The organism is Paenarthrobacter sp. NPDC058040 (assembly GCF_042885775.1).
Taxonomy (GTDB): domain Bacteria; phylum Actinomycetota; class Actinomycetes; order Actinomycetales; family Micrococcaceae; genus Arthrobacter.
Genome location: NZ_JBHVRN010000015.1, coordinates 1 through 15,345 on the forward strand (window position 1 = coordinate 1; position 15,345 = coordinate 15,345).

The following is a 15,345-nucleotide window of genomic DNA, read 5'->3' on the forward strand; positions in this document are numbered from 1 at the left end:
CGCAAGGGCAACGTGGTCCTGGTGGGCGACGCCGCCCACACGGCACACTTCTCCATCGGCTCCGGCACCAAGCTGGCCATGGAAGATTCACTGGCGTTGGCTGCCTGCCTCCACGAGCACCCCACGGTGGAAGCAGCTTTGGAAGCCTACGAAACCGAACGGCGTCCGGTAGTGGCCTCTACCCAGCGTGCCGCCCAGGCCTCGCTGGAATGGTTCGAACGCATCGGCCAATACAAGGACCAGGACCCGACGCAGTTCGCGTTCAACCTGCTGACCCGTAGCCGCCGCATCACCCAGGAAAACCTGCGCCTGCGCGACCCCGAGTTCGCCGACGCCGTGGACCGGAACTTCGCCGCTTCCCACGGGCTCACGGAAACGGCACCGGCCATGTTCCAGCCCTTCAGTATCGGCGAACTGGAGCTCAAGAACCGCATCATCGTCTCGCCCATGGATATGTACTCCGCCACGGACGGCGTCCCCGGCGATTTCCACAAGGTCCACCTCGGCTCCAAGGCACTGGGCGGTGCCGGCCTGGTGATGACCGAAATGGTCTGCGTCTCCGAAACTGGCCGCATCACCCCCGGTTGCAGCGGCCTCTACACCGACGAGCAGCGCGACAGCTGGAAGGAAATCGTCCACTTCGTACACTCCCGCTCCACCGCGAAGATCGGTGCGCAGCTGGGACACTCCGGCCGCAAGGGCTCCACCAAGCTCATGTGGGAAGGAATCGACCAGCCGCTCGACTCCGGCAACTGGACCGCCGTCGGACCTTCCGCACTGCCGTACGGCCCTGAAAACCAAACCCCGCTGGAACTGGACCGGGCAGGCATGGATGCCATCAAGGCCGAGTTCGTCGCCGCAACCCAGCGCGCGGAGCAGGCAGGCTTCGACCTCCTGGAAATCCACGCGGCCCACGGCTACCTGCTCTCCTCCTTCCTCTCGCCCGTTTCCAACCAGCGCACCGATGAATACGGTGGCAGCTTGGAGAATCGGCTGCGGTTCCCGTTGGAAGTGTTCGACGCCGTCCGCGCGGCTTGGCCTTCCAGCAAGCCGGTGACGGTGCGCATCTCCGCAACGGACTGGATCGACGGCGGCAACACCTCCGATGACTCCGTCCAGATCGCCAAGGCCTTCGTGGAACACGGCGCAGCCGGACTGGATATCTCCACCGGCCAGGTGGCCAAGGAAGAGAAGCCCGCGTTCGGGCGCAGCTACCAGACGCCATTCGCGGACCGCATCCGCCAGGAAGTCGCCGCTCCGGCAGGCGTGGCCGTCATCGCCGTCGGCGCCATCTCCAGCTACGACGACGTGAACTCCATCCTCCTCGCCGGCCGCGCAGACCTCATCGCCCTGGGCCGCACGCACCTCTACGATCCCCAGTGGACCCTCCACGCCGCCGCGGAACAGGAATACCAAGGCCCGGGCGCGCAGTGGATCCCGCAGTTCCGTGCCGGCCGCCGCAAGCCACCAAGCTCACGCACCGACGCCGTACGCCCGCGCCTGTCCCTGCTCAAAGAACCGGAGACCGATGAAGCCAACACGCACCTCCGCTGGACGCCTTCTCCCAAAACTGCGGCGGCCTTGAGTAACTGATGACTGCAGGTCCACAGTTTTCGAAGCCACGACTGGAGGCAACTGTCCGGCGAACCGTGGAGTGGGTTGACACCGATGCCTCCGGGCATCAGCATAACGCGGCGGTTCTGCGATGGGTGGAGGCTGCCGAAGCGGAACTCTTTCGAAACTTGAACCTGCCGGACTATTTTCCGGCTGCCCCACGGGTGCAACAGGTTGTCAATTACAAGAGCAAACTTTGGTTCGGCCAGGGTGTAACTGCAACCGTCGGGATTCAGGCAGTCGGCCGAACCTCGCTCACTATGGCTTTCGCGGTGCATGGCGACGCCCATGGCGATGAGGAGGGCGGCATTGCCGCGACGGGCACAGTCACGACGGTTCATGTCCCGCCCGGGGCCACCTCAGCTCAGCCATGGCCTGAGGACTTCCTCGTTGCTACCGGTAGCGCGCCCGGGGCCCCCGAACTCTAGTGTCAGATGCCGTTCGCCTCACTACAGATGATGCCTGTTCATGAGGCGAACGGCTTGTCACCTTAAGGATCGGAACGGAGAAACGGGATGCGCGAGGTGCTCCGAACCAGGGTCGGCCATCAGCAGCTCATCGTGACAATTTTTGGGCTGTACGGGAGGAACGATGGAGCCCTTCCCATCGCGGCACTTATAGCAATGTTGGGCACTCTGGGTTACGACGCTTCCGGTGTAAGATCATCAGTCGCAAGACTCAAAGCCAAAGGCTTCCTACAAAGTGAACGCGAGGACCGCGTTGCCAAGTACAGGGTCTCCGAAACGGCCACTGGTGTCTTTCGGGAAGGCGATCAGCGCATCTTCGATCCCGAGCCCCGGAGTTGGAGCAGCATGTGGGTTCTTGCGGTCTTCTCCGTGCCGGAAACCATGCGGAACCGCAGGTATCAATTGCGTACGGAGCTCTCCAAGATCGGCTTTGGTTGCGTATCTTCCGGAACCTGGATTGCGCCGGCCCATGTGCTGGAGCAGGCTAAAGCTCGACTCACCCGCCGTGGACTCATGCAGTTCGTTGATTTGTTCCTCAGCGACCATGTGTCGGCCGGCACCACGAAGGAGAAGGTTGCCGTCTGGTGGGACCTGGAGTACCTCGACGGGCAATACCAGGACTTTCTGTTCCTCTATGGAGCCGAAGGGCAAAGGTGGGCTGCACTGAGCAAGGGAGAGACAGCACAGGCGTCTGACGTTACGACTGTCGAAGACCTTATCAGGGACGCATTCCGCTGCTATGTGCCGATGCTGACCATGTGGCGCCAGTTTCCATATCGCGACCCTCACCTCCCACCCGACTATCTCCCGCAGTCGTGGCACGGACCGGCGGCATGGCGGTCTTTCACCGCTATTCATACTGCTGCTGCGCCTCTGGCAGAGGCCTACGCGCGAAACGTCATCGGACATGCCACCTTGGGTTCGTCCAGCTAACGGACTCCGATGATCGCGAAGGAATCGACACGCTTGATCTTTGATCAAATAGTTTCTAGACTTGCACGGAAGAACACGAGTAGCCAGACAGTGATTTTAAGTGCGTACGGTCCGTCTGCTGCGGGCAAGCCTTAGGCGACGGTTGTTGCGGCATCGACCACGGGTTCCTCAATTCATACTTCTCGACGGGCAGGAACCGATGGACAGGTTGGAAGTCGATGCCAGGGACATCGATGCCGGGAGAGCGTATCAGCTCCTCACGGCTCTGGTTGTTCCCCGTCCGATTGCGTGGATAACAACACAGTCGGCAGCGGGGATCGACAACATCGCCCCGTTCTCGTTCAGCGGCGTGGTCGCTTCTGATCCGCCCTTGGTGATGTTTTCCACGGTGGGATGGAAGGACAGTGCGGTCAACGCTCGCGAGAGGGGCGAATTCGTTTTCAATCTCGCTCCAGCTTCCCGTGTAACCCAGATCAACGAGACTGCCATTGAGTATCCACCGCACGTTGATGAATTCACAGCGGTCGGACTCACGAAGGCATCTTCGGTCATGGTTTCTCCACCACGGATTGCGGAGTCTCCGGCTGCGCTGGAATGCCGCGTAACCGATGTCCTCGAACGGGGAAACGGGGTGATCATCCTCGGGCAAGTGCTGCATTTCAGCATCGCCGAAAGCTGCCTCGTGGATGGCGATCCTGATTTTGACGCATTAGCCCCTGTCGGACGGTTGAGCGGTCCCTTGTGGGCGCTACCTGGTTCGGTACATCACGAGCCGCGCATTAAGTACCAAGACCCCTGAACAAGTGAGCATCGAGGGCCTCCGGGTGTGGACTGCCCGATGCCAACCACTGCTTCTGCCGCACCATCTCACGTCATCAGATGGGTTGGCAGAACCCTTGCCAGGCGAGCGGTCGGCACTACGCTGGGCAAGGAATGGGGGAGCCGGGTCTTCTGGCGAAGTCCCGGCTTCCCAATCCAGGAAAGTTACTGGTGCGGGATGAAGGTGTATTTGTATTCGAGGAATTCGTCGATGCCGAGAACTCCTCCTTCGCGTCCAATACCCGAGGCCTTTACTCCGCCCAGGGGAGCAGCGACGTCCGAGATAATTCCGGAGTTGATGCCGACCATTCCGACGTCCATGCGGCGCGACACTCGGTGGGCGCGGCCCAGGTCGTTGGTCATCAGGTATCCGGCCAGGCCGTAGGCGGTGTCGTTTGCCAAGGTAACTGCATCGTCTTCGTCGGTGAAGGAGATGACCGGGGCCACCGGTCCGAAGATTTCTTCCCGCATGAGCCGTGAGTCGCGGCTGACGTTGCAGAGAACGGTGGGCGGATAGAAAGAGCCAGCCCCTTCAGGGATGGCTCCGCCCGTACGGACCTTGGCACCGCGGGAGACGGCGTCGTCAACCAATGCCTGGATGCGTTCGACGCTTGTTTGGTCGATCATGGGCCCGATGTCAGTGCCGGCTTCAGTGCCGTTGCCCGTACGCAGAGCGGCAAATTTTTCCGCCAGCCTGGTGGTAAGTTCCTCCGCGATGCTCTCATGGACGAGGATGCGGTTGGCTGCCGTGCAGGCTTCCCCCATGTTGCGCATCTTGGCTGCAGTGATCTCGGTGACCGCTTTGTCCAAGTCGACGTCGTCGAAGACGATGAACGGTGCATTTCCGCCGAGTTCAAGGGACGTCCGGATCATGTGTTCGGAACATTGGCCGTGGAGTTTGCTGCCCACGAAGGTGGATCCGGTGAAGGAAAGGTGGCGGACAAGACCTTCGCTGAGCAACGGCGCCACCAGCGCGCTTGAGCTGGAAGTGGTAACAACGTTGATGGTTCCCGACGGGGCACCGGCTCGCTCGAGAATCCTGGCGAGAAATAGCATGGTCAGCGGGGTCTTCTCCGCGGGTTTGACCACTACGGCGCATCCGGTGGCGATGGCGGGGGCGATTTTGCGGGCTCCCATGGCGAGGGGGAAATTCCAGGGGGTGATCAGTAGGGACACGCCGACGGGTTCGCGGGACAGGACGATTTGTCCGCGACCGGTGGGGGATTCGGCGTGGGATCCTTGGACGCGCACACCTTCGTGTGCGTACCACTGGAGGTAGCCGGCGGAGTAGTCTATTTCGCCGCGGGCTTCGGAGAGGGGCTTGCCCATCTCTGCGGTCATGATGGCCGCAAGGTCTTCCTTTGATTCCAGGAGCAGCCGGTGGGCTTCGAGCAGGATATCTGCCCGGGCACGCGAACTCATCCGAGCGAAGGCTGCTTGGGCGTTGTTGGCGGCGTCGACGGCGCGGCGTCCGTCTTCCGGGGCGGCGTCGGGGATGGTGGCGATGACCTCGTCCGTTGCCGGGTTGGTCACGTGGATGCGTGGACGATCGGGGAGGTCCTCCCACTGTCCGTTGATGAACAGCTGTGTCTGCAGTCCCGCGAGGGCCTGTGCTGTGATGGTCATGATTGTCCTTCTGGGTGATGGGTGGTCTGGGGGTCGAGGAGTTCGGCGAGGTGGAGGCTCATGCGTTCGGGGTCGAGTTGTTTGACCTGCATGGCGCAGCTGAAACCATCGGCCAGGACGGGGGTTTCTGGAGCTGTCCGAGCCAACGCGGGGATGAGAGCCTGTTCCGCTACTTTCATGGAGACGTCGTAGTGCTGCGCTTCGAAGCCGAAGTTGCCGGCGACTCCGCAGCAGCCGGTGGCTTCCGTGACGTTGGCTACCCCCAGCGCAGCTAGGGCCTTGCGCTGAATGGTCGCGCCGAAGGTGGAGTATTCGTGGCAGTGTGTTTGAACGGTCACGGCGGTCGGGACGATAGGTGGTTGCCACCCGGCGTCGGCCCATTCGTGGACAGCGCCTGCGAAGCTGCGGATCCTTTGGGAGACCCGTTCGGCTGCCTCGGTGCCGAGCAGTTCTGGCGCGTCCCTCTTCAGGGCGGCAGCGCAGCTGGGTTCGATGACGACGATCGGTGCGTGGCCACCGTCGTCGAGTCTCGCCACTGTCTTGGCCATGAGCTTCTTGGCCGTATCAAGCTGTCCGGTGGAGATCCACGTGAGGCCGCAGCACGCATCGGCTTCGCAGCCCACCTTCCGGCCCGTACTTTCGATGACGCGGGCCGCAGCGCCGGCTACCTCGGGACGGAACCCTTTGGTAAAGGAGTCAACGAACAGCACGGCATCGGGCGGGTCGATGCTGTTGCGGTAGGGGGCCAGCTCGTCGCGGAGCATTTTCCAGGAAGCAAACTTCGGCATCTTCCGCTTCGTCGTCAGGCCGCCGGCGGCTGCCACGACCTTGCCGAGGGGACTCCCGAGCAAGGCGTTGACCAAGGGGCTGATAAGCGTTGTGAGTTTCAGCCAACGGGGGAGCCAGCCAAGGGAGAAGTGGGAGATAGGCCTAACCTTGCCCTGGTAGTAGTGCGAGAAGAACTCGGATTTGTAGGTGGCCATGTCCACGCCCGCCGGACAGTCACTGGAGCACGCCTTGCAGGCCAGGCAAAGGTCCAGGGCCTCGCGCACGTCGTGGGACTTCCACCCCTCATCGATGCTCCTTGCACCACGGACCATGTCCTGGAGCACTCGGGAGCGGCCACGGGTGGAGTCTTTCTCGTCGCCGGTGGCCCGGTAGCTGGGGCACATCACACCACCGGCGTCGGAACGGCAGCGCCCTACGCCAATACAGGATTGGACCGCGTGGACCCACGGATCGGCGCCTGCTTCTGCGGCTTCGACCGGGCGGAGCTCGAAGTGGGTACGCCACCCACGGGAGGGCACTCCTTCGAGGGCAAGATTGGCGTCGAAAGGGTCAGCATCCGTGATGGATCCCGGGTTCAGGATTCCAAAGCGGTCCCAGATTCTACGATAGCTATCAAAGGCGTCGAGCATCCCGTGGGAATACATCACAGGAAGCAGCGCAGAACGGGCCCTCCCGTCGCCATGCTCCCCGGAGAGGGACCCACCATGACGGACCACCAGTTCGGCTGCTGCATGCGTGAAAGTGCGGAAAACGCTGCGGCCTTCCTCGCTGCGTAAATCGTAGGTGATGCGTATGTGCATGCATCCCGCACCAAAGTGCCCGTACATGATGCCTGTTAGTCCGTGCTCGGTTAACAGCTCCCGGAAATCGGCGAGGTAGGCGGCAAGGTTTTCCGGTGCCACGGCAGAGTCTTCCCAGCCGGCCGCTGATTCGCCGCCGCTGGCCGGACGTGAAGATAAGCCAGCACCGTCTTCGCGGACCCGCCACAACGTGGCGCGTTCGATGGCGTCGGGGACCGCCCTGCCGTCGACCAATCGGCCGTTGCTGGCGAGGCGGTCCAGCATTTGGGCGGCTTCGGCGGCAACGGCCTCGGGATTGTCGCCGTCGAGATCCACGTACAGAAACGCCTTACCTTCGGGCAGTCCCAGTACCGAGTCCGGGCCCCGGCGCATCCTCATGGTGTCGACGATTGCTTCATCAATGCCCTCCACAGCGGCAGGCGAGAATTCAAGGATCGTGCCGATGTCCTTGGCTGCATCAACAACGTCGCCGTAGCCGAGGCACACCAGCAATGCGCTGGGGGCTTTGGGGACGAGCTTCATGCGGGCGCGGACCACTATCGCGCACGTCCCTTCGGTCCCCACCAGAGCACGTGCGACGTCCAGCCCGTTTTCGGGCAAGAGACTAGCCAGATGGTAACCGGAAACCTGACGCTGTATCCGGCCGAGCTCCATCCGGAAAGCAGCGAGGTTTTTTTGGGCGAGCTGCTTCAATCCTTCGTTCAGTTCGAAGGCACGGGAGACAGAATTGGCATCGCCGGGATCGGTGGCACGCAACCCGCCGCGCGCGGCGGTAAGCCGGGCACCGTCGGTGGTGACGACGTCGAGCTCCACCACGTGGTCCGATGTCCGGCCATACCGGACCGAGTGGTTGCCGCAGGCATCATTGCCGATGGCACCGCCAATAGTGGCTCGATTCTTCGACGATGGATCCGGAGCGAACGTCAGCACCCCGCCGGTCGCCTTTTCGGTCTCTCGGGACAGCGTGGCAAGAACGACGCCGGCCTCCACGTCCGCGGTTCCGGCATCCTCGTCGATGGTCAGGATCCGGTTCATGTGCCGGGAGAAGTCCAGGACGATGCCCGGGCCGATGGCGTTGCCGGCCATTGATGTGCCTCCGCCTCGGCTGATCAGCGGCGTTCCGGTGTCCTTGCACACACCAATCACCGCCACAACATCAGCCACCGTGCGGGGGAACACGACGGCGAGGGGCGGCACCCGGTAGTTGGATGCGTCGTAGGAGTACGCCGCCACACGGTGGCCGGACGTCTCTACGGTAACGCCGGCGGCCTTGAGCAGATCCAGGACCGGCATGGGGTCCTTGGCGGAGAGAACATCAGTGGTCATAGTGCACCTAGACTCCGGAAGTGGCTGGTACTGCGCCGACGACGGCTGCGACTGCTGTTTCGAAGCGCTGAAGCCCGGCTTCGATTTCGCTTTCGGTCACGACGAGAGCGGGGATGAGGCGGACCACGTTGCCTTCGGGGCCGCAGGTGAGGGTCAGCAGTTCCTGATCGGTGGTGGCCTGCTGCACGGCCGAGGCCGTGACGGCGTCCGGGGTGCCTTCGACGGTGGTGAACTCGATGCCCTGCATGAGGCCGATGCCGCGGACGTTGCCGATCACCGGGAATCGGCTCTGGATGGCCTTCAGGCCTGCCTGGAGCTGCAGGCCGCGGACACGGGCGTTTTCCACGAGCCCCTCCTCCTTGACCACTGCGAGCGTTGCGACGCCGGCAGCTGCGGCTACCGCATTGCCACCGTAGGTGCCGCCCTGGGAACCGGGCCACGCCTTGGACATCGTTTCTGTGGACGCTGCGATCGCCGAAATCGGGAAGCCGGAGGCGATGCCCTTTGCGGTGATCAGGATGTCCGGGGCAGCACTGGAGTACTGGTGGCCCCAGAACCTGCCAGTGCGGCCAACACCGGCTTGGACTTCGTCGAAAATGAGCTTAATGCCATGCTGGTCGGCGCGTTCGCGCAAGCCCTCCATAAAGGCGGGCGGGGTAGGCAGGTATCCACCGTCACCGAGAGCGGGTTCGATCAGGAAGGCCGCCGTGTCCTCAGGCGCAGTACGAGTCTTGAGCAGGTAGTCCAGTTCCTGCAGGGCAAACTCGACAGCAGTCACTTCGTCCCAGCCATAGCGGTAGGCGTAGGGGAAGGCTGACATGTGGACGCCAGCCATCAGCGGCGCGTAACCGGCGGAAAACTTGGTCCCCGCCGTCGTCAGCGAGGCCGCTGCGACCGTGCGTCCGTGGAAACCGCCCTGGAAGACGACGATGTTGGGTCGTCCCGTAGCCATCCTTGCCAAACGGATTGCTGCTTCCACTGCTTCGGAACCTGAGTTTGCGTAGAAAACCGAATCCAACCCCTTCGGCAGGACGTCGCCAAGCCGTTCGGTCAATTCCAACAAAGGTTTGTGCATCACCGTCGTGTACTGGGCATGGATGATTTTCCCGACCTGTTCACGCGCGGCCTCGACCACCTTGGGGTGGCAATGACCAGTGCTCGTCACACCAATGCCGGTGGTGAAGTCGAGGTACTCCTTGCCGTCGGTTCCGTAGATCCAACTGCCGAGGGCATGGTCCACGACGACGAGGGTTGCTTGCTTGAGGATGGGGCTGAGTGAAGTCATGGTTTTACCTTCGAGAGTGTGGGTTTGTGGAACGTGAACCTGAGTCCCCATCCTGGTCAAGCCGAGGTATGAAGCGGTGGTTCAATATTGGATTGCCGATTGAAGATTGTCAACAATCATAACGCGTAGTCGTCTAATGTTGGGAGGCGGCATCGCGGTATCGACCAGCGGTGGTTCGGTCGTTGAACTCTCCGGCCGCGGCGCGCGGCCGCCTAAGTTCCTGGTTTCCGTCCCCCGAAGAGGCGCGTGAGCGCATCTTCCTTGTGAGCGTCAAGGAGCTTCATCAGCAGCTGGCTATCGCCGTCCCTCAGCGCCTCAGCTATGACACGGTGCTCCGTTACCCGGACGGATTCGTCGGCATAACGGCCCTCAAGCCTGTTAAGGCACATCCTGGTTTCGGTTAGCAGTGTTCCGTGCATCCGGGAAAGCCTGGAGCTTGCGGCCAGGTCCACCAATTTTTCATGGAATGCAATATCGGCATCGGACATTGCTTCCGAATCGCTGTCCAGGCGCGCGGCCTCCATGGCCTGCATCATGTCCAGCAATGCCGCGCCGGCGGTGGCAGGATCGCGGGCGACCAAGAGGCCTGCCGCAGCTTTCTCCACGGCAGTGCGCGCTTCGTAGATATCCCGAATATCCGCCTCGCCGAATTCGGCTACAAAGACCCCGCGATTTCTAATGCTGACCAGAAGTCCCTCCTGCGTAAGACGCTGGATGGCTTCCCGCACGGGACCTCGACTGACGCCGAGGCCACCGGCTATGTCCATTTCCACCAGTTGAGATCCCGGTGCCAGAATTCCTTTGCTGATGAGCCTACGAAGCTGCGTTGCGATGAGAGCAGGGGTTGATTCCTGGCTGATGGGCTGCAGCCCGCTGTGTACGCTCATGAGCCTTCCTAGCTCGAACTGGCGAGTATTATTGTCAACAATAATACTCGCCAGTTGTGCCCCTCAACATGGGTTCGCTTTTGGGAAGCCTTGGTTGCGCGCTTAGACGGATGCGGGGGCGTCGGTGCCGACGCGGCATTCGACGCCGTACCCGGCCATCAGCGGCAGTGTTTTCTGCGCGACGGCCGCCAAGTCCTCGACGTAGTCGGGGACGACGAGCATGATGCCGTCCAGATCGCTCTCAAGGACGGTTGTCGCAAGACGCCGGGCGAGGGTCTCGTAAGAGCCAACCAGTTCCCCTGGCAGGACGGCGCTCCGTTTCTCCCCGCCGGTGAGGGCCTTCGAGGACTCGCTGAGTTCCTTGTAGCTCTTGTTCTGCTGGTAACCCGCTGCGACGTCTTCCAGGGCTTCCAGGTCGACACCTGCGTTGTAGTGGTCCAGGCGGGCATGGGCCTCTTCGTCCGTATCCCCCGGAATCAGCGTCACGCACCCGTAGCTTCGCAGGTTCGGGTTGCCGTGTTCGCGGGCGATATCCTTGCCACGCTTGGCCGTCTCGATCGACTTAGGGTCGTCACTGGCCGGGAAGAAGGCGAGGTCGCAGTTTTCCGCCGCGAACCGGAAACCGCGCGCAGAGGCGCCGGCGTTGACCAGGTCCGGCATGCGCGAGGGCTTGGGGCCCATGTGGCCATGTTCTGTGTGGAAGAACTCACCATCGTGGTCGATAACCTCCTCGGTCCAGCACTTCTTGGCCAGCTGGATCCATTCATCGGCCAGATCGTAGCGACGGTCATGATCCAGTTCGTCGTTCCACAACCCGAGATGGGCCAGATCCAGGCGGCTATCGCCGGTCACGACGTTCAGTCCCACACGGCCAGGACCGATCTGGTCAAGAGTGGCGACCATTTTCGCGATCGTGGCTGGATGGTTGAAGGTCATATTGATGGTGCTGAACACCTTGATCCGGGTGGTTGCCTCGAGGAGCGCAGCCGATGACGTCAGTGATTCCAGAACATGCATCCAGTGTTTCGAGGGACCCTTCCGTCCTCGCCAGATTGAGGCACTGAGGGCGAAGTCGAACCCCAGGGCCTCGGCGCCCTGCACGATCTCCCGCACCCGCGTGTATTCCGCCGTCTCAACCGCCGGCGAGTTTACCGAAGTGATCCAACCATGGTTGCCCGTCGGCAGGAAGATGCCGGCGTCGATGGTTCTCGTCATTTCCAAAGTCCTTTCAAGTGAGCCCCGAAAACCGGGGTTGTGACGACCCCTGGCTGCGCATTTTCTGATGATGCCCGGCCAGGGGCGGACAGACGTCTCTCCTATGCAACTGCGGGGGCGTTGGTCCCAACGCGGCATTCGACGCCGTACTCGGCCAACAGCGGGAGGGTTTTGCGGGCGACGGCTGCCAGGTCCTCCACGTAATCGGGGACGACGAGCATGATGCCGTCAAGATCGCTCTCAAGTATGGTCGTGGCAAGACGTCGGGCCAGGGTCTCGTAAGAGCCAACCAGTTCCCCAGGCAGGACGGCACTCCGCTTCTCCCCGCCGATGAGGGCCTTCGAGGACTCGCTGAGTTCCTTGTAGCTCTTGTTCTGCTGGTAACCCGCTGCGACGTCTTCCAGGGCTTCCAGGTCGACACCTGCGTTGTAGTGGTCCAGGCGGGCCTGCGCTTCTTCGTCTGTGGCGCCAGGGATGAGTGTGACGCACCCGTAGCTTCGCAGGTTCGGGTTGCCGTGTTCGCGGGCGATATCCTTGCCACGCTTCGCAGTTTCGATCGACTTAGGGTCATCGCTGGCCGGGAAGAAGGCGAGGTCGCAGTTTTCCGCCGCGAACCGGAAACCGCGCGCAGAGGCGCCGGCGTTGACCAGGTCCGGCATGCGCGAGGGCTTGGGGCCCATGTGGCCATGTTCTGTGTGGAAGAACTCACCATCGTGGTCGATAACCTCCTCGGTCCAGCACTTCTTGGCCAGCTGGATCCATTCATCGGCCAGATCGTAGCGACGGTCATGATCCAGTTCGTCGTTCCACAACCCGAGATGGGCCAGGTCCAATTGGCTGGAGCCCGTGACGACGTTCAGTCCCACACGGCCAGGACCGATCTGGTCAAGAGTGGCGACGATCTTCGCGATCGTAGCGGGGTGATTAATTGCCATGTTCACAGTGCTGAAAATCTTGATCCGGGTGGTTGCCTCGAGGAGCGCAGCCGATGACGTCAGTGATTCCAGAACATGCATCCAGTGTTTCGAGGGACCCTTACGTCCCCGCCAGATGGCCGGGCTTAGTGCGAAGTCGAAGCCCAGGGCCTCGGCGCCCTGCACGATCTCCCGCACCCGCGTGTATTCCGCCGTCTCAACCGCCGGCGAGTTCACCGAAGTGATCCAGCCATGGTTGCCGACAGGGACGAAAATACCGGCGTCGATGGTCTTTGCCATTCCGATAATCCTTTCACTATGCAAAAGCAGATACTTAACCGACGGCGTCAGCTAATTGTTGGTTTGAAGATTGCCGCCAGGATCGGGGCTGCGGTCTGATGACGGCTAGGAGACCTCGATGGTGACGACGGCCGGCGCTCGAGTGTTGTCTACGCCGGGCTCACGTTGTGCGCCGGGACTGACGGCTCTCGAGACGCAACAGCACATCTTCTCCGTGGCCCGTTGTTGCCGTTCGCTGTAGAAGACATCGCGGTGATCTACCGCACCTTCGAGTGTCAGGATCCGCACCTCACAGAGCCCACACTCGCCTTTGCGGCAGTCGAACATCATCTCCACACCCATGTCTTCGAGAGCCTCCAACATCGACCGACCCGGACTGACATTCGCTTCCACCCCAAGTCGTGGAATGCGGACAAGAAATTCCTCAGGGTCGTACCAACCGGAGTTGCCAAATGTCTCGTAGCGGAGGTTCGGTGTGGGGAGTTCCCGCTCGGTCCATGCTCTACGAACGGCGTCCATGAGCCTGATGGGGCCACACATATAGAGCTCTGCTTCTTGATCCACACAGCCGATGAAGGAGTTGACGTCCAGCCCCGTGCCTTCATCATTGACGTGAACTTGAAGTCGACCAACGTGCAGTTCTTCCAGTTCCTCCAAATAAGCCATGGAGCCCCGGCTCCGCCCGGCATAGACAAGCTGGTAATCAGCACCGACACCTTGAAGCACTCTTGCCATGTTCAGAATCGCTGTAATTCCAATGCCGCCAGCCAGGAGAACGTAGCGTGGGGCTCCGATGCGCAGCGGAAAATTTTGTAGTGGCTGTGTGATCGATAAGCTCTCGCCGACTTCGAGTGAGTGCATGAAGCGCGAGCCGCCTCGTGAAGCAGGGTCCCTGAAGACCGTGACGACCAGGCGCTCTCCTGCGTTTGGGGATTCCACGATGGAATATGAGCGCTTTTCCTGCTGCCCATCAACTTCGACCATCACGTCGATGTGTGATCCGGGCTGTGACGGCACGGGCATGTCGGGAATCAGTTCGATACGCCTGATGTCTTTTGCAACGTCTTGAGCGCCGGTCACAGTGGCGGACTGCCAGACTTCGGTGTTTGTTGCTGCCATTGTTATGTCCTGGTTCTTCAGGGTTTCCTAGTGTGACGTCACGAGGCGATTTTCTGCCTCGAGCATTCGCTCAGTGAGCCTTCGGACCCACATCCCGCCACCGTCGATATTCAGGTTGTAGAACTCGTAATCGGGATTTGCGTCGATGGCCTTCTGCTGGGCGGCCAGCATCGCCTCGTCTTCACCGAACACACCGCTAACACCCTTACGCAATTGAGTGGTCAGTAGTTGGCTGCCAAGAAAGTCGTTACGCATGTATGCCCAGAAATAGTGGCATGACTTGTCCGTCTCGGGGCTGATGGTGTTCATCACGTAAGCGTTCACCGCCTGGCTACGGTCTCCTTCGGGCGCACCGGTCCCGGCTTTGGCGACTCCCACGTCGATCCTTATGGTGGATGGCGCCTCGAAACGTATGATCTGCCAACGGTCGACTTTGCCTTCGTAGTCGGGCCATTTGTTTCGCATGAAGTTGACCCAGAACGGGGGAGCATCGATGTTGAGCATCCAGCGCGCGACGGTTACTGTCCGGCCCTCATGCGTTACAACGAAGTCGGATTCACTCAGTTCCTCCTGACCGATGCTGGTCGCGTGTACGAACTCCTCGTGGGTCAGATCCATCAGGTTGTCCAGAACCAACTGGTAGTTGCAGGGAGCATGAATTGTCTCCCCGTCGCCGGCCCATTCCGGGCTGTCCATCTGGAACATATCGGGAACAAGGTCCGGGTCGGCCTGGGTTGCGTCTCCCAACCACACCCAAACAAATCTGTGGCGCTCGACCACCGGGAAAGATGGCACTGTGGCCGAAGGGTTGATGGTCTCTTGGGCGGGCATTGATGTGCACCGTCCTGCGGAGTTGAAGCGGATGCCATGGTAAGGGCATTGAATCTCGTCCTGGCCAACGACTTTTCCCATGGAAAGTGGGGCGAGCCGGTGCCAGCAAGCGTCGGCCAGCGCGACGGCTTTGCCACCCTCGGTGCGATACAGAGCCAAGGGGCGGTTGGCGATCGTCCGGGCCAGCGGTTTACGACCTACTTCGTGGTCCCAAGCGGCTGCATACCAAGCGTTGAGGGGGTGGCCCAGGGTTTTATTCGTAGTTGCTGAGGAACGGGTTTGAAGTTCAGTCATCATCGGCCTCTCTGCTGCTGCCGGAGTGTCTGTCAAGGCTTAGGCGAAGTCTCGACTACAGAAAACTAACTATCTATCAACATAGATAGTTAGTGGGTTGGGTCACAGACTATCTATCTATATAGT

12 protein-coding genes are annotated in these 15,345 nt (G+C 61.3%); 4 read left to right on the forward strand and 8 right to left on the reverse strand.

What is annotated here, in order from left to right:
- From ACFVSJ_RS19380 to ACFVSJ_RS19395, 4 genes are all read left to right on the forward strand, one after another.
- Nucleotides 1-1,593 (forward strand): FAD-dependent monooxygenase (locus tag ACFVSJ_RS19380; RefSeq protein ID WP_387438652.1); only part of this gene is annotated, 1,593 nt, incomplete at its 5' end.
- Nucleotides 1,593-2,042: an acyl-CoA thioesterase gene (locus tag ACFVSJ_RS19385; protein ID WP_387438654.1), complete on the forward strand. Its 450-nt coding sequence runs from the start codon at nucleotides 1,593-1,595 to the stop codon at nucleotides 2,040-2,042. The genes ACFVSJ_RS19380 and ACFVSJ_RS19385, both read left to right, overlap by 1 nt.
- A gap of 132 nt (nucleotides 2,043-2,174) precedes the next feature.
- Complete coding sequence (locus tag ACFVSJ_RS19390; protein WP_387438655.1) at nucleotides 2,175-3,014, forward strand: PaaX family transcriptional regulator C-terminal domain-containing protein; 840 nt, start codon at nucleotides 2,175-2,177, stop codon at nucleotides 3,012-3,014.
- Nucleotides 3,015-3,213: 199 nt separating this feature from the next.
- Nucleotides 3,214-3,813: a flavin reductase family protein gene (locus ACFVSJ_RS19395; RefSeq protein WP_387438656.1), complete on the forward strand. Its 600-nt coding sequence runs from the start codon at nucleotides 3,214-3,216 to the stop codon at nucleotides 3,811-3,813.
- A 185-nt stretch (nucleotides 3,814-3,998) separates the two neighbouring features.
- On the opposite strand, the gene ACFVSJ_RS19400 is transcribed toward ACFVSJ_RS19395, so the two are convergent.
- The 8 genes from ACFVSJ_RS19400 to ACFVSJ_RS19435 form a co-directional block, all read right to left on the reverse strand.
- Nucleotides 3,999-5,459 carry an NAD-dependent succinate-semialdehyde dehydrogenase gene (locus ACFVSJ_RS19400; RefSeq protein ID WP_387438658.1) on the reverse strand — a complete coding sequence of 487 codons (1,461 nt, stop codon included), beginning with the start codon at nucleotides 5,457-5,459 and terminating at the stop codon, nucleotides 3,999-4,001.
- On the reverse strand, nucleotides 5,456-8,374 hold the full coding sequence (locus tag ACFVSJ_RS19405; RefSeq protein WP_387438659.1) for an FAD-binding and (Fe-S)-binding domain-containing protein: 2,919 nt from the start codon (nucleotides 8,372-8,374) through the stop codon (nucleotides 5,456-5,458). Before ACFVSJ_RS19405 ends, ACFVSJ_RS19400 begins: the two co-directional genes overlap by 4 nt.
- 7 nt (nucleotides 8,375-8,381) lie before the next feature.
- Nucleotides 8,382-9,659 (reverse strand): aspartate aminotransferase family protein, encoded by a 1,278-nt coding sequence (locus ACFVSJ_RS19410; protein WP_387438660.1) that lies wholly within the window; start codon nucleotides 9,657-9,659, stop codon nucleotides 8,382-8,384.
- A 212-nt stretch (nucleotides 9,660-9,871) separates the two neighbouring features.
- Nucleotides 9,872-10,546 carry a GntR family transcriptional regulator gene (locus tag ACFVSJ_RS19415; RefSeq protein ID WP_387438661.1) on the reverse strand — a complete coding sequence of 225 codons (675 nt, stop codon included), beginning with the start codon at nucleotides 10,544-10,546 and terminating at the stop codon, nucleotides 9,872-9,874.
- A 102-nt stretch (nucleotides 10,547-10,648) separates the two neighbouring features.
- A complete protein-coding gene (locus ACFVSJ_RS19420; protein ID WP_387438662.1) occupies nucleotides 10,649-11,761 on the reverse strand; it encodes an LLM class flavin-dependent oxidoreductase in 1,113 nt (370 codons plus the stop codon).
- A gap of 101 nt (nucleotides 11,762-11,862) precedes the next feature.
- Nucleotides 11,863-12,975 (reverse strand): LLM class flavin-dependent oxidoreductase, encoded by a 1,113-nt coding sequence (locus ACFVSJ_RS19425; protein ID WP_387438663.1) that lies wholly within the window; start codon nucleotides 12,973-12,975, stop codon nucleotides 11,863-11,865.
- Nucleotides 12,976-13,080: 105 nt separating this feature from the next.
- Entirely contained in the window at nucleotides 13,081-14,094 is a 1,014-nt protein-coding gene (locus tag ACFVSJ_RS19430; protein ID WP_387438664.1) for a PDR/VanB family oxidoreductase, read from the reverse strand.
- A gap of 27 nt (nucleotides 14,095-14,121) precedes the next feature.
- A complete protein-coding gene (locus ACFVSJ_RS19435; protein ID WP_387438665.1) occupies nucleotides 14,122-15,219 on the reverse strand; it encodes an aromatic ring-hydroxylating dioxygenase subunit alpha in 1,098 nt (365 codons plus the stop codon).
- Nucleotides 15,220-15,345: the final 126 nt, after the last annotated feature.

What these genes read in the sequence shown, in the direction of transcription:
- ACFVSJ_RS19420 (WP_387438662.1), bottom strand. Translation starts at nt 11,761, where the DNA reads ATGACGAGAACCATCGACGCCGGCATCTTCCTGCCGACGGGCAACCAT.
- ACFVSJ_RS19430 (WP_387438664.1), bottom strand. Translation starts at nt 14,094, where the DNA reads ATGGCAGCAACAAACACCGAAGTCTGGCAGTCCGCCACTGTGACCGGC.
- ACFVSJ_RS19425 (WP_387438663.1), bottom strand. Translation starts at nt 12,975, where the DNA reads ATGGCAAAGACCATCGACGCCGGTATTTTCGTCCCTGTCGGCAACCAT.
- ACFVSJ_RS19385 (WP_387438654.1), top strand. Translation starts at nt 1,593, where the DNA reads ATGACTGCAGGTCCACAGTTTTCGAAGCCACGACTGGAGGCAACTGTC.
- ACFVSJ_RS19405 (WP_387438659.1), bottom strand. Translation starts at nt 8,374, where the DNA reads ATGACCACTGATGTTCTCTCCGCCAAGGACCCCATGCCGGTCCTGGAT.
- ACFVSJ_RS19435 (WP_387438665.1), bottom strand. Translation starts at nt 15,219, where the DNA reads ATGACTGAACTTCAAACCCGTTCCTCAGCAACTACGAATAAAACCCTG.
- ACFVSJ_RS19400 (WP_387438658.1), bottom strand. Translation starts at nt 5,459, where the DNA reads ATGACCATCACAGCACAGGCCCTCGCGGGACTGCAGACACAGCTGTTC.
- ACFVSJ_RS19395 (WP_387438656.1), top strand. Translation starts at nt 3,214, where the DNA reads ATGGACAGGTTGGAAGTCGATGCCAGGGACATCGATGCCGGGAGAGCG.
- ACFVSJ_RS19415 (WP_387438661.1), bottom strand. Translation starts at nt 10,546, where the DNA reads ATGAGCGTACACAGCGGGCTGCAGCCCATCAGCCAGGAATCAACCCCT.
- ACFVSJ_RS19410 (WP_387438660.1), bottom strand. Translation starts at nt 9,659, where the DNA reads ATGACTTCACTCAGCCCCATCCTCAAGCAAGCAACCCTCGTCGTCGTG.